Raw genomic sequence first — 22,704 nt, forward strand, 5'->3', positions numbered from 1 at the left:
CAATTCCCTGCTGCCTATTACCTACTGCCTATTCCCATGTGGAAGCTTTTCATCTCGAGATATTCCTCGATGCCGGCCTGCGCGCCTTCGCGGCCGAGGCCAGACAGCTTGACGCCGCCGAACGGGGCGACTTCGATCGAGACCGAGCCGGTGTTCAAGCCCACCATGCCGAACTCCAGCGCCTCGCCGACGCGCCAGGCGCGTTTCAAATTCTCGGTGTAGAAGTATGAGGCAAGCCCGTAGGGCGTGCCGTTGGCCAGCGCGATCGCTTCCTCTTCCGTCTCGAACCGGAAAAGCGGCGCGACCGGGCCGAACGTTTCCTCACCGGCGAGCTGCATGTCCTTTGTGGCGCCGCTCAGCACTAGCGGCGCGACATACTGCGGGCCGTCAGGCAATGCCGGCTTCTCGGTGATGATTACAGCACCCTTGGCCAGCGCGTCCTCGACGTGGCGGTTGATCTTCTCGACCGCCGCCATGTTGATCATCGGCCCGATGGCGACGCCGGGCTGCGTGCCGGGTCCCACCGTCATGGCGTTGACGCGGGCGGATAGCTTGGCCGCGAAGGTTTCGTAGACACCGGCCTGGACGAGGATGCGGTTGGCGCAGACGCAGGTCTGGCCGCCATTGCGGAATTTCGAGACCAGCGCGCCCTCGACAGCGAGGTCGAGATCGGCGTCGTCGAAGACGATGAAGGGGGCGTTGCCGCCGAGCTCGAGGCTGAGCCGCTTCACGCTGTCGGCGGCCCCGCGCATCAGCAGCGAGCCGACCCGCGTCGAGCCGGTGAAGGAGATCTTGCGGACGGTCTCGTTCGCCATGATCTCGTTGCCGATGTCGGTCGGCATGCCGGTGACGATGTTGATGACGCCGGCGGGAATGCCTGCCCGTTCGGCAAGCACGCCGAGCGCCAGCGCCGAATAGGGCGTGAACTCGGAGGGCTTGATGACCACCGTGCAGCCCGCGGCCAGCGCCGGCGCGACCTTGCGGGTGATCATCGCATTGGGAAAATTCCACGGCGTGATGATGCCGCAGACGCCCACCGGCTCCTTCAGCACGATGATGCGGCGGTCTGGCGTCGGCGAGGGAATGGTGTGGCCGTTGATGCGGCGCGCTTCCTCCGCGAACCATTTGACGAAGGACGCGCCATAGCGGATCTCGCCTTTGGCCTCGTCCAGTGGCTTGCCCTGTTCCGTCGTCAGGATCAGTGCGAGATCGTCCAGATGCGCCAGCATCAGGCCATGCCAGGCCTCCAGCAGGGCAGCGCGCTCGGCGTTGGTCTTTTTCCTCCAACTCCCGTATGCGGACGCAGCGGCCTCTATGGCCGCACGGGTCTCCAGACCGGCCATGTCGGGCACGGTGCCGATCGCCGCCTGCGTCGCCGGATCGATGACATCGACGGTCTTGCCGGAGCCGGCGGCGACCCACTCGCCACCAATCAGGCCGGCTTCCCGGAAGAGGCTTTTGTCTCTGAGGTTTTTCATCGAAAACGACCTTGCTATTAGGTGAGCGCCGCGACGACGGCGGCGGTGATGGCCTCCGTACGATCCTTGCCGGGAATGGTGCCCATGCCTCTGGCGGTTGTTGCCTCGACCGCCTTCATGACGCGGTCGGCCGCGGCCTTTTCACCGAGATGTTCGAGCATCATGGCGCCGGACCAGATGGTGGCGATCGGATTGGCGACGCCCAGATGGGTGATGTCGGGCGCCGAGCCGTGCACCGGCTCGAACATGGATGGCGCCGAGCGGTCGGGATTGATGTTGGCGGAGGCGGCGTAGCCGAGCCCGCCCTGGATGGCCGCGCCGATGTCGGTGAGGATATCGCCGAACAGGTTGGAGGCGACGACCACGTCGAGGCTCTCCGGCGCCATGATCATGCGCGCGGCGAGCGCATCGACATGATAGCTGGTCACGACGACGTCAGGGTACTCCGCGGCCAGCTTGCGGGTGATCTCGTCCCAGAACACCATCGAGTATTTCTGCGCGTTGGATTTGGTGACGGAGGCCAGCTTGCCCCGACGCGACCGCGCCTGCTCGAAGCCGAAGCGCAGGATGCGCTCTACCCCGGCGCGGGTGAAGATCGAGGTCTCCACGGCGACCTCGTCCAGCGTGCCTTGATGCACGCGTCCGCCGGCGCCCGAATATTCGCCTTCTGTGTTCTCGCGGATGCATAATATGTCGAAACCTTCCGCCCGCAGCGGTCCCGTCACGCCCGGCAGCAGGCGGTGCGGCCTGATATTGGCGTGCTGCACGAATGCCTTGCGGATCGGCAGCAGCAGGCCGTGCAGCGAAACGGAATCCGGCACCTCCGCCGGCCAGCCGATCGCGCCGAGAAGGATGGCGTCGAAGCCGCGCAAGGTCTCGATGCCGTCCTGCGGCATCATGCGGCCGGTTTCCTTGTAGAATTTGCAGGACCAGGGGAACTCGGTTGCGGTCAAGGCAAAGCCCGCATGCTCGGCGGCGGTCTCCAGCACCGTCCATGCGGCGGCGGTCACGTCGCGGCCGATGCCGTCACCGGGGATAATAGCGATCGAATAGGACTTCATCGGCATCTCTCTAGAGGCTGATCAGGACGCTCTTGGTCCTGCGGTTGGCGAGATAGGCCTCGCGGCCGAGGTCCTTGCCGATGCCGGAGCGCTTGTAGCCGCCGGTCGGCAGGATATGGTCGCGCGAGCGGCTGTAGCGATTGATCCAGACGGTGCCGGCCTCGAGCTTGCGGGCGAAGCGGATGGTTCGGGACAGGTCTGAAGTAAACAGGCCGGACGCCAGCCCGTAGGTCGGATGGGAAGACAGCGCCAGCGCCTCCTCCTCGGTCTCGAAGGTCTGGATGGTCAGGACCGGGCCGAAGATTTCCTCGACGATCGCCGGATTGGCCTGGTCGACATCGGCGATCAGCGTCGGTTCGTAGAAATAGCCTGGGCTGTCCATGACGCCGCCGCCGGTCAGGCATTCGCCGCCGGCCTCGATCGCGGCGCGCACAATGCCGTCGACGCGCGCCCGCTGCCGTTCCGAGATTATGGGCGAATACTGCGTCGCCTCGTCCCAGGTCGGGCCGGGCAGCACCGCCTTCATCTTCTCCAGGATCGCGGTCGTAAGCCTGTCGGCCACGCTCTTCTCGACGATCAGGCGCGTGCCGGCCACACAGGCCTGGCCGGCATTGAAGGTGACGCTGCCGGCGATTGCCGTCGCCGCCTTGTCCAGATCGGCATCGGCAAAGACGATCTGCGGGCTCTTGCCGCCGAGTTCCAGCGTCATCGGCTTGACGCCGGTGCGGGCGACATTCTCCATGATGGCCGAGCCGGCGCGGGTCGAGCCGGTGAAGCTGACCTTGGCGATATCGGGATGGCCGGTCAGCGCCGTGCCGGTCGTCGGACCGTCGCCCAGCACGACGTTTATGAGCCCGGCCGGCAGGCCTGCTTTGACAGCGAGTTGCGCCATATAGACTGCCGAAAAGGGCGTCATTTCCGATGGCTTCAGCACGACCGCATTGCCCGCGGCTAGCGCCGGACCAAGCTTCCATCCGGCCATCGAGATCGGGAAATTCCACGGCGTGATCGCGCCGACCACGCCATAGGGCTCGCTCATGATCATGCCGAGAGTGGCGTCGTCGGTCGGCACCAGCTCGCTGCCTTCCTTGTCGGCGAACTCGGCGAAGAAGCGGATCTGCTCGGCGGTGATAGCAATGTCGCCGGCGACGAGCTGGCCGACGGGCCGGGTCGAGCACAGTGCCTCTATCCTGGCCAGCGTTTCGGCTTCCACCTCGATCAGGTCGGCCCAGGCCTGGAGCGCCCTGGTGCGCTCGCGCGGCCGTACGCCGCCCCAGTTGCTGGCCTTCAGCGCCGCCTTCGCGCTCTCCACCGCCCGGTCGACCATATCGACGCCGGCCACAGGGCAGGCGGTGTAGGCTTTGCCGTCCGACGGGCGGTGCATCTCGATCTCACCCTCGGCTGCGATCAGTTCCCCGCCAATGAAATGGCCGACGGGAAGGGAGATTGTATCCGGATCGAAGCTCAGGCCCATGGGCGCTTACTCGCGGTTGTTCTGGAGAAACCTAGCGCGAGCAGCGGCGCAGCATGCACCGTTCGACGATCAGCCGCGGATGATTGTTGCGTGCCGGCGATGGGCGACGGCAAAATCTGTTGCGGAGGCGGGCTCCGGCTACCCCACCGTCACATAGATCTTGCGTACCGTTTCGATGGTCTTCCAGACGCCGGTGAAGCCAGGCTTCATCACGAAGCTGTCGCCGGCGCCGTAGGTCACTGGTTTGCCGCCGTCGGGCGTGATTTCGATCACGCCGGAGAGGATGTGGCAGAACTCGAAGGTCTCGCCCTTGATCGAGCGCGTCTCACCCGGCGTCGCTTCCCAGACGCCGGTGTGGACGAGATCGTCCTTGGCGGCGTCCTGCGCCCAGGTCTTGAAGGCGGGGCTGCCGGCAATCAGCCGTTCGGGCAGCGCCGCGGATTCGCGCGGCGGGAAGGCCGGGTTTGTGTCGACGGTCTTGAGCAGGGACAAGGGATTGCCTTTCATGTTGGACTCTAACTCTTTGTTTTTGAAGCAATTCCCAAGGGCAAAGCGCATGCGCTTTGCCCGGGAAAACCGCACACACTTTTCCTGGAATTGCTCTAATAGCCGCGCGACCGGTCGACGAGCCCGATGGGATCGAGACCGGCGCGGTAACGCCGGATGTTTTCGACAACGGCTTGCGCGGCGCTGGTGGGCTGGGTGACGCTGGCGACATGCGGGGTCAGGATGATTTTCGGATGTGACCAGAACGGATGGCCCGCCGGCAGTGGTTCGGGATCGGTGACGTCGATCATCGCCGCGGAAAGGTGGCCGTTGTCGAGCGCGGCGACAAGGGCTTCGTGGTCGAGTTGCGGCCCCCGGCCGGTGTGGACGAGCGCCGCGCCCTTGGGCAGTTTCGCAAACAGGTCGGCACCGAGGAAACCGCGTGTCTCCTCGGTCAGCGGCAGCAGGCAGATCAAAATGTCACTGGCCGCGAGCATCTCGTTCAGCCCGAGCTCGCCATGATGACAGGTCACGCCCTCGATCCGCCGCGGCGAGCGGCTCCATCCGGCAAGCGGGAAGCCGAAGGGCTTCAGGCGGTCGAGGACGGCCTGGCCAAGCTGCCCGAGACCAAGCAGGCCGACCCGGCGCGATCCGGCCTGGGGCTGCGCGATGTCAGCCCATTCGCCGGCGCGCTGCTGTGCCAGATATCCAGGCAGGTTGCGGTGGAGCGCGAGCACGGCAAGTGTCACATATTCCTGCATCATGCGCACGATGCCTTCCTCGATCATGCGCACGATCTTCACGTTCGCGGGCACCGCATCGAGGTGAAACTGATCGACGCCGGCGCCGATAGAAAACAGGACTTCCAGGTTGCTGTAGCGGGCGAGATTGTCCGGCACCGTCCAACTGATCAGGTAACGCACGGCGTCGGGATCGACCGTCGTGGCATCCATCGTAAAGGGGACCTCCGGCAGTTCTCTCGCGAATGCCGCGCGGAAGATCTCGCCGCGGCGCGCATCGGAATTGAACAGGAATGTCATTCCGTTCCTTTCATGCCGCGCAGCGGGCGCCCAGCGCCTCGATCAATCGCTGACAGGCGGTGAGCTCGCTGGCAAGGATGTATTCGTCGGGCTTGTGGGCGCGGTCGATGTCGCCGGGGCCGCAAATGATCGCATCGAGCCCGGCGGCCTGGTAAAGTCCGGCCTCCGTGCCGTAGCTGACGGCAGCGAGTGGCGCTTCGCCGGTCAGTTCGCCCAGCACCGTCGCAAGCGCCGCATCCTGCGGCAGCGACAGCGCCGGATAGGCGCTCATCGGTGTCCATTCGATCCGAAAGCCGTCGGTGGCAAGGGCCTCGGCCCGCGCCTTGACGGGCGCGAGCAGGCTGGCCGGGTCGACGCCTGGAATGGCGCGCGCCTCGAGGTCCAGAGTGCAGGTGCCGGGGATGATGTTGACCTGATGTCCGCCCGCCACGACGCCCGCCTGCAACGAAGAGTAGGGCGGCTCGAAGGCAGCGTCGAACGGACCGTGTGTCAGCCGCTCGGCTTCGCTCACGGCCGCGCTCAGCGCAGTGGCCGTGGCATGGATGGCGTTGAGCCCGAGATCGGGTCGGGAGGAATGGCCGGAGCGCCCGTTGATGATCACGCGGGCGGCCGCCTTGCCCTTATGGCCGCGCACGGCGCGCATGCCGCTCGGCTCGCCGACGATGACGCCGAGCGGCCTGGCGCACAGTTCGGGAAGGCGGGCGATCAGATGCGGCACGCCCCGGCATCCCACCTCCTCGTCATAGGAGAAGGCGAGGTGGACAGGCCTGGCAAGGCGCAGTTTCGCCAGCGCAGGGACGGAAGCGAGCACCGCGGCCAGAAACCCCTTCATGTCCGTGGTGCCGCGTCCGTAGAGCCGTTCGCCCTCCTTGCGCAGCTCGAAAGGGTTCGAACTCCATTGCGGCTCGCTGGCGGGGACAACGTCCATATGGCCGGACAAGATATAGCCCGGAACATCTGCGGGGCCGATCGTCGCGAAAAGATTGGAACGATCGCCTTCCGGCCCTGGCAGCAGGGTGACCTGCGTTCCGTGTTTTGCCAGATAGGCTTCGATCCAGCCAGCGATGTCGCCGTTCGGTTTGCCGGCGACCGATGGAAAGGCGACGAGACGATCGAGGATGTCGAAGACGTCCATTCCAGCCCTCAAAACGTTCGGGTTCGCCGGGATCGGTGCCGTCGACCATATGCTGCTAGATTTCCGGAGAGAGTGTGTGCATTCTTTCGCGATTGCGTGCCGAAAGCTGAAATGTTTCAGTTGAATCTTGCGTTGCTGGGCGGCTTTCGAGCTAATCGTACCGGTCCGCTCGTTTAGCGTTGGTGGGCAGGGGGTGGCCATCAGTGTGCCGCGCTCGGTGCGACAATCTTTTAGGGGCATGGACTTGAAGCCGTCCGGAAGCTTGAAAATCGACACCTTCTCGATGCGGATCGGCGACATCGAAGGCGTCGAACTGGACCGCTTGCACGCGCACTCGCTCGCCGTGGGATGGCCGCATCGCGCCGAGGACTGGCAATTCCTGCGGGAATCGGGAGAGGGGTTCGTGGCGCTCGACGAGATCGGCCGGGTTCTCGGTTCGGCCATGTGGTTCGCGCATGGTGCCGATTTCGCCACCGTGGGGATGGTCATCACCTCGCCGCGGCTCCAGACGCTGGGGGCGGGGCAATGGCTGATGAAGCGGGTCTTCGAGAAGGTCGCCGGGCGCGATCTGCGCCTGAATGCAACGCGCGCGGCAAGGCGGCTCTATCTCTCGCTCGACTTCCAGCCGGAGAAGACCGTTTATCAATGCCAGGGCATCGCCCGCCTGCAGACGACGGGTGGGCCGGCAAATATTCGAGGCGATGTCCGGATCTTGGACGCAAGTGATATTCCTGCGGTGATCGCGCTCGATGCGGCAGGCTTTGGCGTGAGGCGGGCGGCGCTCATCGAAAGGCTTTTCGCGCACTCGGCCGGCTATGGGCTGTTCAAGGGCGATATGCTGACCGCTTTCGCGCTCTGCCGGCCGTTCGGGCGGGGCCATGTCGTGGGGCCGGTCGTGGCGCAAAGCGATGCAGATGCCGTGGCGGTCGTCCGGCCGCACGTGGCCGACCATTCGGGGTCTTTCCTGCGGATCGACACCCACATGGACAATGGCGAATTCGCAGCCTTTCTGTCGCACAGTGGAATGCCGGTTTTCGACACGGTGCTCACCATGTCGATGGGCAAACGCCTCACCGATTTTGCCGTCGGCGGTGCGATCACACCGATGACGTATGCGCTCGCCAGTCAGACTCTTGGGTAGTTCGTTCCAGGACGTGGGCCGTTGCGATTGGCCACGCAATCAATGTGGGTCATGGACGTAGCCAGGTTTCGCGACCGACGCGTTGCGGGAACTTACCGGATCGGCGTCTGGCCGCGAAACAGCGGCTGATGCGCTTGTATCAGAGCCGCAATCCGGCCGGCGACTTTTCGGACCGGCGGGGCGTGACGTTCCTCGTGATGGGTGACGATCCATTGGTCGGTTTCGAGTTCGGGGATGGGCTGGGCGACGCGGACCAGTCGGGGATCGCTGTCGCCGACGAAGCACGGAAAGACCGAAAGGCCGGCGCCGGCGGCCACCAGTTCGCGCACCGAATGGGTGTTGTTGCCGCGCACGGCGATGCGGTCGCCGTGATGGGCCTGCAGCCAGCGCGCCGAGGCGATGTTTGCCCCTTCGCCGGTGACGCCGACGAACAGACCGGCGGCGATGCCGTTCACAAGATGGCGTCCGGAATAAAGGGCGTGGGCGACCTTGCCGCTCTGACGGCCGGCCAGCCATTGCTCGGTCGGTCGCTCGCTGCGGATTCCGATGTCGGCGGCACGGCGGCCAATGTCGACCCGCTCGGTGGTGGTGATGAACTCCACCCTTATGCCGTCATCGACCGTCCAGACCTCGCCGATATGGGCGGATATGAAAGCCGAGGTCCAGGGTCCGGCCGAGACGCGGACAATGCGATCGGGCAGGTTGCCTTCGCGCCAGCGGGTCAGCGACTGCATGGCTGCCTCGACGTCTTCGGCGCGCCGCAGCAGTTCTTCACCGACCGGCGTCAGCCGGTAGCCGGTCTGCTGACGCACGAACAGCGGTTCGCCGATCTGATTCTCGAGCGCGCTGACGCGTCGCCCAAGCGTGGCTGCGCTGAGGCGCGTGGTTGCCGTCGCCGCGCTCAGGCCACCCAGCCGCGCAACGTCGAGAAACAACCTCAGATCGTCCCAGCCAATATCCATTTTGCAGAAATGAAAAATTCCTTGCGACCTTGGCTGTAGCGCCAAGCGGGCGTGATGCGCAAGTATGCAGGCGTTGGCGGCATTGGACAATCCTGCCTGCCGAGATACTGGCAGGCGCCCCGGTTGGCCAAGTAGCCAGTGCAATCCTTTCGATCATGCATGCGCCTTGCACAGACGCTTTGCGTTTTCGATCAGCCAAGCGCGTGGAGATTCCGTGCGCCAAAGGAGACGATCATGTTTTATGAATTTCGAGACCGTTTCGCGCGCTGGCTTGTCTATCGCCAGACGCTTTCGAGCTTGCGGCGAATCCCGGACAGCACACTGGCGGATGCCGGCATTTCCCGCTCGGAGATCCGCGAGCGTGCCCGCTACGCCAGCCTGCGCCGTTGAAGCAATGCTCGATCTAGCGGTGGAATGGAATCTCGCCTGACAGCCATTGCAGGAACAGCGTCGCGGACCGCGAAAGCCGGCGCTGTTGATTGGGCACCGCATGCAGGGCGACGGGCAGGATTTCCCCCGGGCCGAAGGGCGCCACCAGCCGCCCCGAAGCCAAATAGCTTGCCGCATAGGTCGACATGACGGCGGTGATGCCGCCGGCGCATGCCGCGATCTCCAATGCCGCTGCCGCATTGTCGGCCTTGATCGGCGCCTTTTGCGGTGCGACGACGATGGTTTCCTTCTTCGCCCAGAGGTCCAGCAACTGCATCCGGCCCTGGACATAGACGAGCCGGGCGGCGTTGAGCCAGTTCGAACTGGGCTTCGCTGCGGCCTGGCGACCGGTCTCGGGGTCGCAGAGCAGCATCAGCCGCTCTTGTCCCAGTTGCACGGCACCCGCTACCGGCTGCAGCGGGTCGAGTGCCAGAATGCTGAGATCCGCCAGTTCCACATTGGGGTCGGTCCAGATCGTGCTGTTCAACCGCACCTCGATGCGCGGATGGGCGGCGGAGAAACCAGCCAGGTGCTGTGCGAGCCACAGTGTGACGAAGCTGAGCGGGGCTGAAACGGTCACGCTGGTCTGCGCCTGTGCACCCAGCATCCCTTCGGTCGCCGCCTCGGCCCGATCGAGAGCCTCGGCTATTCCCGGCAGATAAGCCGTGCCGACTTCGGTGAGTTCCAAGCCGTTGCTCCTGCGGTGGAACAGCGGCCGGGCGAAGAATTGCTCCAGCGCCCGAACCCGTTGGCTGATCGCCGCCTGGGTGCAATTCAACTCCTCGGCGGCGCGGGTGAAGCTCAGATGCCGCGCCGCCGCTTCAAAGGCTTCCAGATAAATGAGATGCGGTAGATTTCGCATGGAGACCCCATTCAGGTTTCTTATGCATTACGAAAACGGGGTCACTGGGTAAAGAACGATTTCTTGCGCCAGGTCGGCGTGGCGGGTTTTCTGACGTCCATTCCCAGCCGCTGAACCGCAGGAAACCATGCCTTTCTCTCTGCTGAAATACGGCCTGCGTTCCAGGCATGTTCCCTTTCGCGACATCCCTCCGACGCCCGAGCTGAAACGATCCTACGATGTGGTGATCATCGGCGGCGGTGGCCACGGCCTCGCGGCGGCTTACTACCTGTCCAACGTGCATGGCATCCGCAATGTCGCGGTGCTGGAAAAGGGCTATCTCGCCGGCGGCAACACGGCGCGCAACACCACCACGATCCGCTCCAATTACATGACCGAGGAATCGGTCCGCTTCTACAAGGAAGGCGTCGAGCTGTTCGAGACCATGTCGCGGGATCTCGGCTTCAACGTCATGTTTTCGCAGCGCGGGCAGCTGACGCTCGCGCATTCCGAGGCGACGCTGCGCAGTTTCCATCTGCGTGCCGAGATGGGCAAGCATATGGGCACAAGGATCGAAGTGGTCGATGTCCAGACGGTGAAGGAACTTTGCCCGCATCTCAACCTCGATCTCGGCGGTCAGCACGAGGTGATGGGCGGGCTCTGGCATGCCGATGGCGGCACTGCCCGCCATGATGCCGTGGCCTGGGGCTATGCCAGGCATGCCGGCGCGCGCGGCGTGGAGATCCACCAGCGCACCGAGGTGATCGGCTTCGAGCAGGCGGGCGACCGGGTCACCCATGTCAGGACGAACCGCGGCACGATCGCCGTGGGCCAAGTGCTGCAGGCCGTGGGCGGGCTCAACGGCCAGGTCGCCGCCATGGCGGGCATACGGCTGCCGATCCGCTGCTTCCCACTGCAGGCGATGGTGACGCAGCCGCTGAAGCCGTTCCTGGACATACTCGTCTCGTCAGCCAATCTGCATACCTACCTGGTGCAGTCCTCGCGTGGCGAGATCGTCATCGGCGGCGGCTCCGACCCCTACCAGCTGGCCTCGACGCGCTCGACGCTGGACCAGAAGGAACATCTCGCCGAAGGCGCGCTGCACCTCTTCCCCTTCCTGCACAAGGTCAAGCTGCTGCGGCAATGGGCGGGGATTACCGACATGACGCCGGATTACAGCCCGATCATGGGCGCCTCGCCGTTGCGGAACTACTGGCTCGACTGCGGCTGGGGGACCTGGGGCTTCAAGGCGACGCCGGTGGCCGGCAAGCGCATGGCCGAGACCATCGCCACCGGGCGCGTGCCCAATGTCCTGAAACCATTCGACCTCCGCCGGTTCGACAGCTTCGCGCTGCTGAACGAGATGGGCGCCACGGCCGCCAGCCACTGACGGGTGCTCCGATGAAGCTTTTGACCTGCCCGGTGAACGGGCCGCGCAACATCACCGAGTTCCAGTATCTCGGACCGGTCCGCGAGGCCAGCGCCGAACAGCCCGAACAACTGATCGCTGCCCTGTTCTATGCCGAGAACCCACTCGGCGTGATGCGGGAGTGGTGGCGGCACACACCGTCCAACACCGTGCTGATCGCCGAACGCCACACCGTCAGCGACCAGATCGTCGCCACCTATCTTCCCAATCGAAAGCCTGCCTGACATGACCGAAAGGCTGCCACATCCCTGGGGATCGCGTCTCGATCGCACCCAAAAAATCCGTTTCGATTTCGACGGCCGACCGCTCGAAGGTTTCGCCGGCGATTGCATCGCCTCCGCCATGGCCGGTAGCGATCGCTGGATCCTGTCGCGCTCGTTCAAATACCACCGTGCGCGCGGCATTCTGACCATGGCCGGGCAGGACGCCAACACGCTGGTGCAACTGCCTGACGAGCCGAATGTCCGGGCCGATCTGCGCCCGATCGCCGAAGGGCTGAAGGTCACGGCCCAGAACGTCAACGGAACCGCCGAACGCGACCGCGGCGCGGTGCTCGACAGGCTGGGCCGCTTCATGCCCGTCGGGTTCTATTACCGCAGCTTCTTCGGCCCCGGCGCGAAGAGCTGGCTCAAATTCTGGGAGCCGATGATCCGCAAATCGGCCGGCCTCGGCAAGGTCGATCTCGCCGCCGGTCACGGCCACTATACCAGGGAAAACCTGCACACCGACGTGCTGGTGGTCGGCGGGGGCCCGGCCGGGCTTTCGGCCGCCATCAAGGCCGCCGAAGCGGGTGCCGGGGTGCTGCTGGTCGATCTAAACCGGGAAATCGGCGGCGCACTGACCTATGCGCGCTTCGGGCTTGAGACGGCAGAGGCGGAGGCTGCGCTGGAGAGGCTGCGCGACGCGGCTGAAAGGCTCGGCAATCTGCGCGTGCTGACTGGCGCGACCTGCAATGGCTGGTTCGCCGACAACTGGCTTCCGGTGCTGCAGGGCGAGACGCTCTACCGTGTTCGCGCCAAACAGGTCGTGGTGGCCGCGGGGTCGCATGAACAGCCCTTGGTGTTCCGCAACAACGACCTGCCGGGCATCCTCCTGTCGTCGGCGGCGCAGAGGCTGATGCGCCACTATGCGGTTCGCCCTGGCCGGCGCGCCGTGGTCTTTGCCGGCAACCGGGACGGATATCTCGCGGCCCTCGACCTTCTCGACGCAGGCGTGCCGCTGGTCGCCGTTCTCGACCCCACTGCCGATGCGTCCGGCAATCCCATCGCGAAACACCTCGTCGAGCGCGGCGCCAGGATCATCCCGAATGTCACCGTGACGGAAGCGTTGGGGAGCGCGGGCAATCGCCATGTCCGAGCCATCCGCTTCAGCACGCCCGAGCATGGCACGGAGCTGCTGGAGTGCGATCATCTCGTCGTCGCCGCCGGCTACACGCCGTCTTACCAGCTGCCGCTGCATGCCGGCGCGAAGCTCGGATTTGACGAGACCAGCCGGCAATTCGTGCTGAGCAATCTGCCGGAGGCATTTCATGTCGCCGGTTCCGCGGCAGGCTATTTCGAGCTGAGCTCGGTGCTGCGCAGCGGCGAGATCGCGGGCGCGGCCGCGGCGCGCGGGGCGGGTCATGATGTCGACTTGCCGGCTGTCATCCCGGATGCCGGCGCGGCAGGGATGAACCATTTTCAACCGCTGTCCGCCCACGCCAAGGGGCGGGACTTCGTGGATTTCGACGAGGACCTGCAGGTCAAGGACATCAAGAACGCCGTCAGCGACGGCTATAGCGAGCTTGAGCTGGTGAAGCGCTATTCCACTGTCGGCATGGGGCCGTCGCAGGGACGGCATTCCGCCCTGGCAACGGTCAGGATCGTCGCGGCGGAAACGGGCCGCACAGTGGGCGAGGTGGGTATCACGACTTCGCGGCCACCCTTCGGTCCGGAGAAACTGGGACTGCTGGCCGGCCCGAACCATGTGCCGTACCGGCATACGGCAATCCACGCCGAACATGTTGCGGGCGCAGCGAAGCTGACACCGGTCGGCACGTGGTGGCGACCGCTGCATTACGGCGGAGATCGCGATGTCCGCAAGACGATCTCCGACGAGGTCACGCTGGTGCGCAATAAGGTCGGCATGCTTGACGTCTCGACCCTGGGCAAGCTGGCGATCCGCGGGCCGGATGCCGGCGCTTTCCTCGACCGCATCTATACGATGGCGCATGCCAGGCAGCCGGTGGGGCGCGTGCGCTACTGCCTGATGCTGAACGACATGGGATCGGTCATCGATGACGGCGTGGCTTTCCGCCTGTCCGAGAGCGAATTCTACGTGACCGCCACCACCGGCGCCGTCGCCCGCGTCTTCACCGACATGCTGTTCGCGAACACGCAATGGGGCATGCGGGTCGATATCCAGAACGTCACCGCCGCCTTCGCCGCCATCAATGTCACCGGCCCTTCGGCGCGCAAGGTGCTCGAGGCGCTGGGCGGCGACATCGATCTCTCTCCGGACGGTTTTCCCTATCTCAACGGCCGCAGCGGCGTGATCGGCGGGTGTCCGGTCCGTATCATGCGCATCGGCTTCACCGGCGAGCTGAGTTATGAGCTGCACGTGCCGCAATCCTTCGGCGCGGCGCTTTGGCGAAAACTGCTGGAGGTGGGGGCGCCTTATGGTTTGCAACCCTATGGGCTGGAAGCCTCGCGTGTCCTGCGTCTGGAAAAGGGGCACATCATCATCGGCCAGGATACCGACGCGCTGTCGACGCCGGACGAGCTCGGCATGGGGTGGGCACTGTCGAAGGCCAAGGTTCGATATGTCGGCAAGACCGCCATCGAGGCACGCGGCAGGCTCGGCCTGAAGCGCAAGCTTTGCGGCTTCGAACTGCCGGAGGGCCACGGCATCCGGCTGGCGGAATCCTGCCTCGTGCTGCGGGACGGACGCCCGGTGGGCTTCGTCACCTCGACCTGCTTTTCGCCGACACTGGGCAAATGGATCGGGCTGGCCTATGCCGACCCGCGCGACGCGACGCCAGGATCCAGCCTGCGTATACGCGGCCTGTGCGGCAAGGAAGTGCAGGCCAACGTAGTGCCCACGCCTTTCTATGATCCAGAGAACAAACGGCAGGAGATGTAGGATGGCCCCGATCAGCCATAGCGGGACATCGATCGGGCATTCCGGCCATGTCGATCCGAGCTTACGCCGCAATGCCATCGCCCACCGCCTGAGCCGGAAGGATGGTCCTGTCGGCGCCCAAGAGAACGTCGTTTTCGATTGCACGCACACCGAACGCTTCGGGCTGCGTGGCCCCGGTACGCTTGCCTGGCTCGCTGAAGCAGGCCTGTCCCTGCCGGAGGCGGTGAACACCGCCCTTACCTTGTCTTGCGGTACATCCGTGCTGCGACTTGGCCAGCAGGAGGTGCTGCTGGCCGCACCTCCCGGCGTCGGCGGTGCGCGGTTGCGCGACCTGCGCAAGGCCTGGCACGACAGTGAGCTTTCCTCCAAGGGATATGACGCCTATCGCGACGAAGGGTGGGCGTGGTTCGTGATATCGGGCCCCGCGGCGCCCGCGCTGATGCGGCGGATTTCGATGGCCGATCTGAGGCCGGAAAGCCTGAAGCCAGGCGATCTTGCCCAGACCCGCGCCTTGCATCTAGACGCGGTGGTGGCCCGCTTCGACCGGTTCGGTGCGGTGTCCTACGACATCTTCATCGACATCGCCTCGGCGGCGTTTGCGCTGGATGTCCTGACGGAGACCGCGGCGGGGACGAATTCCGGCTTTCAATTCGCGGCTCTTCACGCCACTGAATAGTCGGCCCCGCCTGGTTCCCGCGCCGGTCGTTCCGCTGCTTATGCGCGGTACCGGTCGGCGAGAGCCACCAGGCGCTCGCAGGCGGCAACGGCCGCGGCGTGGTCCTGCGAAAAGTTCAGGCGCACGCTGCTTTCGGAGAACGGGCTGAACTCCGTTCCAGGCGTCACGATGATTCCTGCCTGCAGGCGCAGGATGCGGACAAAATCACCACCGGTGACGGACAGACGGGGCAGGGCCGGAAAAATGTAGCTGCCCGCTTCGGTCGTGCGGACCTGGATGCCTTGCGTCGCGCGGAAAACCTTCAAAAGATCATCGCGAATCGCCTGGTGCTGGCGAATGCGTTGCTCCATCCAGCCGGCCGGCTCGTCGAACCATGTGCGCAGAACGGCCTGGCTATAGCCGCCGGCGCGTAGCGACACGATCGCCTGCAGCTTCTCCATCCGGGCAACGATTTCTTTCGACCCGAAAGCCAGCCCAAGCCGATAGCCGCTGAGCGATTCCGTCTTCGACGGCCCCATGATGGTGACGATGTTTTCCGCATCCAGCTGTTGCGCGCGCAAGTGGGTGTAGTCCACGCCTGTGTAGAGGAGACGGGCGTAGAGCTGATCGACGATGACGGTGGCGTTGTACCGGCTTGCCAGAGCGGCAATCGTCTCGATCTCTTCGCGGGAGTAGACGACGCCTGCCGGATTGTTAGGGTTCGAGAACAGGAAGATTTTGGCGCCCGATTTGAACGCATCTTCCAGCTGGCTGAGGTCGAGGCCCGAGCGGCCTTCGGCCGTCGCATAGTCCATGCGCACAGGCAACATTTCGCCTTCGCAGAATTCCACCAGTTTGCGGTTGGCAAAATAATCGGGCTGGACGATCGCCACCTTGTCGCCCCGCGACACGGTCGAGGCGACGGTCAGGAACAGGGCACCCTGGGTGCCGGGCGTGATGATCATTCCGTCACGGGCATCAACAGGCGCTCCGGTGAAATCTGCGAGCCGCCCGGCGAGTTCTTCGCGAATGCCGAGATCGCCACGATATTCGGTGTAGGCCTGCTTGCCGCCGGTTTCGACACCGGCTGAAAAGACCTCGAACGAGCCAGGCGTCGGGGTGAACGCGTCGACGTCGCCATGCGAAAAGTCCACCGGCCGCCCGCCGATCGCGTCGCCGCGCAACATCGTGTCGATGCCGCCGGCCAGCTGGCGGGCCTCCTGTCCGGGTGCGGCATCGGTGCCGAGGCCGCTGAATTTGCTCTGGATCGTCATCGGAAGTTCCTGATTGAAGGCGCAGCTGCCGCTGGCATGCGACGCTCAGTAGCAGTGCGCGCGAAGAAACAAAATTTGGAAGATGAAAAAAGTGACTATGGCCCTCGGATTTCTGCAGAGCTTGCTCACCGTCTTGGTTCGATCGCGAAGGCATATCGGCTCTGCTTCGGCAGCCTTGGCTCGGTGACAGACACCGGCCTCTGCCCAGCCTGAAAGCTTACCGGCGCAACACGGCGGCCGAAGAACGGTTCGCTTTCGACATCAAAAAGGGTGAAGCGGGATTGCGCTGTAAATGCTCTTGTTGTACGAACGTTCAACAAGAGCATTTACGGGTACCTGCCGTGGTACGAACCGAGTTTCCCTTTGCCGTCGAAACCGTGGATCCGCTGTGGATCGTGCTGGCCGACGGCACCCGCATTGCCGCGACGCTTTGGCGTCCGCGCACAGAGGGCAAGGTGCCGGTCGTTGTCGAGATGGTGCCTTACCGCCGCCGCGACGGCACGGTGGCGCGCGACATCGACATCCACCCCTGGCTTGCCGGTCACGGCATTGCCTGCGCGCGCATCGACATCAGGGGTTCGGGCGATTCCGACGGCGATCTCGCCGACGAATATCTGCCGCGCGAACAGGAAGACGCCTGTGAGATCATCGCCCATCTGGCGGCCCAGCCCTGGTGCAACGGCAATGTCGGCATGACCGGCATTTCCTGGGGCGGCTTCAACGCGCTGCAGGTCGCGGCGCGGCGGCCACCGGCCCTGAAAGCCATCATCACAAACTGCGCCACCGACGACCGCTACGCCGACGACATCCACTATATGGGCGGCGCGCTGCTGACCGAGCAGGAGATGTGGTCGAACTTCATGCTGGTGAAGAAGGCGATGGCGCCCGACCCACAGATCGTCGGCGATGCCTGGCGCGCCATGTGGATGAACCGGCTCGGAGCGACACGTTCGCTGTCGGAGGTCTGGCTCGCGCATCAGCGCCGCGACGATTACTGGCGACAAGGCTCCGTTTGCGAGGATCATTCCGCAATCGAATGCGCCGTGATGGCTGTCTGCGGCTGGGAGGACAGCTATTCCAACTTCGTGCCGCGTCTGCTCGAACATCTGCCGGGTCCAAAACTCGGCATCGTCGGGCCGTGGTCGCATGCCTATCCCTGCCGCGGCGCGCCTGGGCCGCTGATCGGCTATCTGCAGGAGGCGCTGCGCTGGTGGCGCCACTGGCTCGTCGGCGAAGACACCGGCATCATGGAGGAGCCGCTCTACCGCGTATGGATCACCGGCGAGGAACGCCCGCAGCCTTTTTATCTGCCTGACCATGCCGGCAACTGGGCCGCCGAGGACCAGTGGCCATCGCCGCGCATCGAGCGCCGCGCCTTGCATCTGAACGCCACCGGTCTGAGTGGTCAGGCAGTACCGGGTGCTACGCTGTCCGTCCGCTCGCCAGCCACCGCCGGCCGTGATTGCGGCCGCTGGGGCGGCTATGGAGGCTCCTGTCCTGACATGCCCGTCGACCAGCGCCGCGAGGACGGCATGGCGCTGTGCTTCGACGCGTTGCCGCTGGACGATGACCTGACCTTGCTCGGCGCACCGGAACTCGATCTGCTCGTCACCGTCGATGAACCGCATGTCAATCTCGCCGCCCGGCTCTGCGATGTCTATCCGGACGGCACGTCAGCGCTGATGACCTATGGCGTTCTCAATCTCAGCCACCGCGACAGCCATGAGCATCCCACCCCGTGTCCGGTTGGAACGCCATTCCGGGTCAAGCTGAAGCTCAATGATTTCGCCCGTTCAGTGCCCAAGGGCCACCGCATCCGTCTGGCGCTGGCCAACCAGCATTGGCCGATCCTGTGGCCGCAGCCGAAATTGTCGACGCTGTCGGTAGCGAGCGGCGACAGCAGCATCATGCTTCCGGTGCGGCCGCTGTCGGAACGCGATCGCGATGTCCGTTTCGAGCCGGCTGAAACCGCGCCGCCGGTTCCGACCACGACGCTGGACGAGGGCTTCGACCGCCGCATCGTCACCGAGGATGTCGGCTCGGGTGTGCAGACCATCGCGCTGACCTCCGACCATGGACGCCGACGCTTTGACGATCGCGGCATCACCGTGTCCTCGGCCAACAGCGACACGAAGAGCATCCGTGCCGACGATCCGTTGTCGGCGAAACTCGTCACCGAATATCGCTGGGCGATTGCCAGTGGCGACGCCGACACCGAAGCGACCGCAGTCACCGAACTGACGGCGGACGAGACCCATTTCAACCTGAGTTGGCGGCTCGAGGCGCGAGAACGGGGCACGCTCGTCCACAGCGCCTCGGCAACCCAGCGCATCAGGCGCGATTTCGCCTGAGGAGGAGGGAGGCCATGCTCGCATATGCAGTGAAGCGCATCGGTCTCGGCCTTCTGATCCTCGTCCTCGTCATGATCGCCATGTACGCGGCCGTCTTCCTGGTGCCCGGCGATCCGGCGACCGTGGCGCTCGGTCCGCGCGCCACGCCGGAACTGAAGCGGCTGCTGATCGAGCGGATGGGGCTCGACCAGCCGGTCTGGTGGCAGATCATCGAATTCTTCCGCAACGCGCTGACAGGCAATCTCGGCTATGACGTCTGGTCAAACCGGCCCGTCTCCACCCTGGTGCTGGAGGCACTGCCGAACACGCTGATCCTCGGCCTGACCGCGCTGGCCGTCGCGCTCCTCATCGGCGTTCCCTTGGGTTGCCTGTCGGTGATGCGGCGCGGCACGGCGGCCGATGCCGTCATCGGCGTGCTCTCGGTCGGCGTCATCGCCGTGCCGTCCTTCGTCGTCGCCATCTATTCGCTGCTGCTGTTCGCCGTGACGCTGCGCTGGCTGCCGGCCATCGGCGCCGGCGAGGCTGGTAACTTCGCCAGCCAGGCCAAGGCGCTGGTCATGCCCGCGGCAGCGATTGCGCTGGGCTGGATAGGCTACATCGCCCGCATGGTGCGCGCCTCGATGATGGAGGTGATGGGCGAGCCGCACATCCGCACCGCGCGCTCGTTTGGTTTGCCCGAATGGAAGATCGTCTCCAAATACGCGCTGCGCATCGCCATCATCCCGACCATCTCGCTGGTCGCCGTCGGCCTCGGCAGCATCCTGTCCAGCGCCGTCTTCGTCGAGGCGGTGTTCGCCCGGCCAGGCATCGGCAAGCTGATCACCGATGCCGTCAACACCCGCAACTATCCCGTCGTCATGGGCACGGTGCTGATCATGACCGCCATCTATGTCTCCATAACCATTGCCGCCGACCTGTTGATCGCGCGGCTCGATCCGAGGGTGCGCGATGTCTTCCGTGGCTGATGCCTCGCTGTCCGTTCCGGGCCGACAACGCTTTGTGCTGCTGCGCGCACTGCTTGCCGATCCGTTCACCTGCGTCGCGCTGTTCCTGGTCACCGGCTTCCTGGTCACCGCCATCTTCGCACCGTGGCTGGCGCCCTATTCGCCGGTCAAGATCGACGTGCTCCACAAGCTGCAGCCGCCGTCGGCGGAGCACTGGTTCGGCACCGATCATCTCGGCCGCGATCTCCTGTCGCGCGTCATCTACGGCGCGCGCACGGCACTCACCATCGCCATGGTGTCGGTGGCCATTGCCGGCGCCATCGGCCTGATGCTCGGCCTGATCGCCGGCTATGGCCCGCGCTGGCTCGACGCCATACTGGTGCTGAGCTTCGACAGCCTGAATTCGCTGCCGATGATCATGTTCGCGCTCGCCATCATCACCGTGCTCGGCGCCGGCACGGGCACGCTGATCATCGTCATCGCCGCGACCTCGTTTCCGAGCTACGCCCGGCTGATCCGGGCGCAAACGCTGGCGCTGAAGAACAGCGACTACATCCTCGCCGAACGCCTGATCGATGCCAGCGCCGCGCGCATCATCTTCATACACCTCCTGCCCAATGTCGTCGGCCCGCTGATCATCCTTTTGTCGATGGACATTCCGGTCGTCATCATGGTCGAGGCCGGCCTGAGCTTCCTTGGCCTGGGCGTGCGGCCGCCGACGCCGTCCTGGGGCTCGATCCTCTATGACGGCTACACTTCGATCCGCTCGGCACCCTTCATGGTCATCTTCGGCGGGCTGCCGCTGGTGCTGGCGACGCTCGGCTTCACCTTCCTCGGCGAAGGCCTGCGCGACTATCTCGATCCGCGCCTGCAATTGCGGAGGCCGGCATGACCGGCTTGCTCGCCGCCAGCGATCTCAGCGTCCGCTACGAGACGCCGCATGGCGCGGTGCATGCGCTGCGCCATGTCGATATCGAAGCGCATCCCGGCGAGGTCATCGGCATTGTCGGCGAGAGCGGCTGCGGCAAGTCCACGCTGGTCACCGCTCTGGCCAATCTTCTGCCGGCCAATGCCCGCATCGACGGCTCGATCCGTTACAACGGCGTCGACCTGGCCAAGCTCGACGCGCATCGCCAGCGGCTGCTGCGCGGTGACGAGATCGCGCTGGTCAGCCAGGATCCGATGACGGCGTTCAACCCGGTGCTGACCATCGGCGACCAGCTCGTCGACTTCCAGCACCACCGCAAGGATCTCAGCCGGGCGCAGAAGCGGGCGCGCATCGCCGCCATGCTTGGCCGCGTCGGCATCGCCGACGCCGAACGGCGCATGCGCAGCTTCCCGCACGAACTGTCCGGCGGCATGCGCCAGCGCGTCGCCATTGCTGCTGCCTTGCTCACCGATCCCGGCCTTCTCATCGCCGACGAGCCGACGACGGCGCTCGACGTCACCATGGAGGCGCAGATCATCCATCTGCTGCGCGAACTGCGGCGCGAGTACAACGGCATCATCATCGTCGTCTCGCACCATCTCGGCGTCATCGCCGAGCTCTGCGACCGGGTCTATGTCATGTATGCCGGCGAGGTGGTCGAGGGCGGCGAGGTCGACGCGATCTTCCACGACGCCCAGCATCCCTACACGCAAGCGCTGCTCGCCTGCGATCCTGCCCGTTTCCACGAGCGGTTGGACAGGCTGCCGACCATTCCGGGCTCCCTGCCCAATTTGACCCAGCCGCCATCGGGATGCGTCTACGCACCGCGCTGCGACCGCGCCTTCGCGCCGTGCGCTTCCATCGCGCCACCGCTGGTCAAACTCGCCGCGGCTCATGTCGCGCGCTGCCATGCGGTGACGCCATGAGCCCGCTGCTTGCCGTCGAAGACCTCTCCGTCAGTTTCGTTCGCGGCGGCTTGCTCAACCGGCTGATCAATCCGTTCCCGCTGCCGGGCTTCAATGTCATCGACGGCGTGACGCTGTCGCTGATGCCGGGCGAGACGCTCGGGCTGGTTGGCGAATCTGGCTCCGGCAAGACGACGCTGGCGCGCACCATTCTCGGGCTCATCCGGGCCGCCGCCGGCCGCATCGTCTTCGAGGGCAGGGATGTGGCGACGCCGGCTGATTTCCGCGCCATGCGCCGGCGTTCGGCGATGATGTTCCAGGATCCGGTCGCCTCGCTCAGCCCGCGCCTGCGCATCGGCACGCTGCTCACCGAGCCGCAGATCATTCAGGGCGTGCCGATGCCGGACCGCCGCGCCGCGGCCAAGGCGCTGCTGGCGCTGGTCGGTTTGCCCGCTTCCTTCGTCGACCGCTTTCCGCATGAGCTGTCGGGTGGCCAGGCGCGCCGCGTCGGCGTGGCTCGCGCTTTGGCGATGAAGCCGCATCTGCTGCTCGCCGACGAGCCGACCGCCGGGCTCGATGTCTCGGTGCAGGGCGATGTGCTCAACCTGATCGGCGAGCTCAAGCGCGAGCTCGGTTTCGCCGCCATGATCGTCACCCACAACCTCGCCATGATCCGCCATGTCAGCGATCGGCTCGCCATCATGTATCTCGGCCGGCTGGTCGAAACCGGACCGACGCAGGACGTGTTTTCCGCGCCGCTGCATCCCTATACCGCGACGCTGATCCAGTCCGAACCGATCCCTGACCCGCGCCGGCGCAGCCACAACCCTGCCCTCACCGGCGAGATCCCGAGCGTGTTCCGGCGGCCTTCGGGCTGCGAGTTCCACACACGCTGTCCCATTGCACAAGGTCGCTGCAAGACCGAGGCGCCAGCCTACCGGCCGATGGGCGCCGACCGCATGGTGCGCTGCCATTTCCCGCTGCAGACCGGCGGGCAAGAACGGGAAGCCTTCTCACGCGCTTCCGCAAACCAAAGGGGAAACTGAGATGA

Annotated in this window: 20 protein-coding genes; 11 read left to right on the forward strand and 9 right to left on the reverse strand. The window is 65.2% G+C overall.

The window, feature by feature from the left end; genetic code table 11:
• Window positions 1–17: 17 nt before the first annotated feature.
• The 6 genes from AC04SF_RS05705 to argE all read right to left on the reverse strand — a co-directional run bounded on the left by AC04SF_RS05705 (window position 18) and on the right by argE (window position 6,674).
• Window positions 18–1,478 carry an NAD-dependent succinate-semialdehyde dehydrogenase gene (locus AC04SF_RS05705; RefSeq protein WP_488476894.1) on the reverse strand — a complete coding sequence of 487 codons (1,461 nt, stop codon included), beginning with the start codon at window positions 1,476–1,478 and terminating at the stop codon, window positions 18–20.
• A 17-nt stretch (window positions 1,479–1,495) separates the two neighbouring features.
• Window positions 1,496–2,539 carry a tartrate dehydrogenase gene (locus AC04SF_RS05710; protein ID WP_488476895.1) on the reverse strand — a complete coding sequence of 348 codons (1,044 nt, stop codon included), beginning with the start codon at window positions 2,537–2,539 and terminating at the stop codon, window positions 1,496–1,498.
• A gap of 10 nt (window positions 2,540–2,549) precedes the next feature.
• Window positions 2,550–4,013, reverse strand: a complete 1,464-nt coding sequence (locus AC04SF_RS05715) for an aldehyde dehydrogenase family protein (RefSeq protein WP_488476896.1) — start codon at window positions 4,011–4,013, stop codon at window positions 2,550–2,552.
• 138 nt (window positions 4,014–4,151) lie between these two features.
• Window positions 4,152–4,505, reverse strand: a complete 354-nt coding sequence (locus AC04SF_RS05720; RefSeq protein WP_488477332.1) for a cupin domain-containing protein — start codon at window positions 4,503–4,505, stop codon at window positions 4,152–4,154.
• A gap of 110 nt (window positions 4,506–4,615) precedes the next feature.
• Window positions 4,616–5,539, reverse strand: a complete 924-nt coding sequence (locus AC04SF_RS05725) for a 2-hydroxyacid dehydrogenase (protein ID WP_488476897.1) — start codon at window positions 5,537–5,539, stop codon at window positions 4,616–4,618.
• Window positions 5,540–5,549: 10 nt separating this feature from the next.
• Complete coding sequence (gene argE / locus AC04SF_RS05730; protein WP_488476898.1) at window positions 5,550–6,674, reverse strand: acetylornithine deacetylase; 1,125 nt, start codon at window positions 6,672–6,674, stop codon at window positions 5,550–5,552.
• 238 nt (window positions 6,675–6,912) lie between these two features.
• On the opposite strand from argE, the gene AC04SF_RS05735 reads away from it, so the two are divergent.
• A complete protein-coding gene (locus tag AC04SF_RS05735; RefSeq protein ID WP_488476899.1) occupies window positions 6,913–7,815 on the forward strand; it encodes a GNAT family N-acetyltransferase in 903 nt (300 codons plus the stop codon).
• Window positions 7,816–7,907: 92 nt separating this feature from the next.
• Here AC04SF_RS05735 and AC04SF_RS05740 read toward each other — a convergent pair whose 3' ends face one another.
• Window positions 7,908–8,777: a LysR family transcriptional regulator gene (locus AC04SF_RS05740; RefSeq protein ID WP_488476900.1), complete on the reverse strand. Its 870-nt coding sequence runs from the start codon at window positions 8,775–8,777 to the stop codon at window positions 7,908–7,910.
• A gap of 234 nt (window positions 8,778–9,011) precedes the next feature.
• On the opposite strand from AC04SF_RS05740, the gene AC04SF_RS05745 reads away from it, so the two are divergent.
• Window positions 9,012–9,167 carry a YjiS-like domain-containing protein gene (locus tag AC04SF_RS05745; protein WP_488476901.1) on the forward strand — a complete coding sequence of 52 codons (156 nt, stop codon included), beginning with the start codon at window positions 9,012–9,014 and terminating at the stop codon, window positions 9,165–9,167.
• A gap of 13 nt (window positions 9,168–9,180) precedes the next feature.
• Here AC04SF_RS05745 and AC04SF_RS05750 read toward each other — a convergent pair whose 3' ends face one another.
• The gene (locus AC04SF_RS05750) at window positions 9,181–10,068 is read right to left on the reverse strand and encodes a LysR family transcriptional regulator (RefSeq protein WP_488476902.1); all 888 of its coding nucleotides are present in this window, start codon (window positions 10,066–10,068) and stop codon (window positions 9,181–9,183) included.
• A gap of 127 nt (window positions 10,069–10,195) precedes the next feature.
• On the opposite strand from AC04SF_RS05750, the gene AC04SF_RS05755 reads away from it, so the two are divergent.
• Genes AC04SF_RS05755 through AC04SF_RS05770 form a run of 4 tightly spaced genes read left to right on the forward strand, consistent with a single transcriptional unit; the run spans window position 10,196 to window position 15,272 of the window.
• The gene (locus AC04SF_RS05755; RefSeq protein ID WP_488476903.1) at window positions 10,196–11,437 is read left to right on the forward strand and encodes an FAD-dependent oxidoreductase; all 1,242 of its coding nucleotides are present in this window, start codon (window positions 10,196–10,198) and stop codon (window positions 11,435–11,437) included.
• Between the two features lie 11 nt (window positions 11,438–11,448).
• Window positions 11,449–11,700, forward strand: a complete 252-nt coding sequence (locus AC04SF_RS05760; RefSeq protein WP_488476904.1) for a sarcosine oxidase subunit delta — start codon at window positions 11,449–11,451, stop codon at window positions 11,698–11,700.
• Window position 11,701: 1 nt separating this feature from the next.
• Window positions 11,702–14,596 carry a glycine cleavage T C-terminal barrel domain-containing protein gene (locus AC04SF_RS05765; RefSeq protein WP_488476905.1) on the forward strand — a complete coding sequence of 965 codons (2,895 nt, stop codon included), beginning with the start codon at window positions 11,702–11,704 and terminating at the stop codon, window positions 14,594–14,596.
• Window position 14,597: 1 nt separating this feature from the next.
• Window positions 14,598–15,272 (forward strand): hypothetical protein, encoded by a 675-nt coding sequence (locus AC04SF_RS05770; protein ID WP_488476906.1) that lies wholly within the window; start codon window positions 14,598–14,600, stop codon window positions 15,270–15,272.
• A 38-nt stretch (window positions 15,273–15,310) separates the two neighbouring features.
• Here AC04SF_RS05770 and AC04SF_RS05775 read toward each other — a convergent pair whose 3' ends face one another.
• The gene (locus tag AC04SF_RS05775; protein ID WP_488476907.1) at window positions 15,311–16,525 is read right to left on the reverse strand and encodes a pyridoxal phosphate-dependent aminotransferase; all 1,215 of its coding nucleotides are present in this window, start codon (window positions 16,523–16,525) and stop codon (window positions 15,311–15,313) included.
• A 341-nt stretch (window positions 16,526–16,866) separates the two neighbouring features.
• Here AC04SF_RS05775 and AC04SF_RS05780 point away from each other — a divergent pair, with 341 nt between their 5' ends.
• From AC04SF_RS05780 to AC04SF_RS05800, 5 genes are read left to right on the forward strand one after another with little or no spacing between them, the layout of a single operon-like run.
• Window positions 16,867–18,876 (forward strand): CocE/NonD family hydrolase, encoded by a 2,010-nt coding sequence (locus AC04SF_RS05780; protein WP_488476908.1) that lies wholly within the window; start codon window positions 16,867–16,869, stop codon window positions 18,874–18,876.
• Window positions 18,877–18,890: 14 nt separating this feature from the next.
• Entirely contained in the window at window positions 18,891–19,841 is a 951-nt protein-coding gene (locus AC04SF_RS05785) for an ABC transporter permease (protein WP_488476909.1), read from the forward strand.
• Window positions 19,825–20,712, forward strand: coding sequence for an ABC transporter permease (locus AC04SF_RS05790; protein WP_488476910.1), 888 nt, complete (start codon window positions 19,825–19,827; stop codon window positions 20,710–20,712). Before AC04SF_RS05785 ends, AC04SF_RS05790 begins: the two co-directional genes overlap by 17 nt.
• Window positions 20,709–21,674, forward strand: coding sequence for an ABC transporter ATP-binding protein (locus AC04SF_RS05795; RefSeq protein ID WP_488476911.1), 966 nt, complete (start codon window positions 20,709–20,711; stop codon window positions 21,672–21,674). The genes AC04SF_RS05790 and AC04SF_RS05795 overlap by 4 nt, the downstream gene beginning before the upstream one ends.
• The gene (locus tag AC04SF_RS05800) at window positions 21,671–22,699 is read left to right on the forward strand and encodes an oligopeptide/dipeptide ABC transporter ATP-binding protein (protein ID WP_488476912.1); all 1,029 of its coding nucleotides are present in this window, start codon (window positions 21,671–21,673) and stop codon (window positions 22,697–22,699) included. Before AC04SF_RS05795 ends, AC04SF_RS05800 begins: the two co-directional genes overlap by 4 nt.
• Window positions 22,700–22,704: the final 5 nt, after the last annotated feature.

This window comes from Mesorhizobium sp. CNPSo 4671, assembly GCF_057784245.1.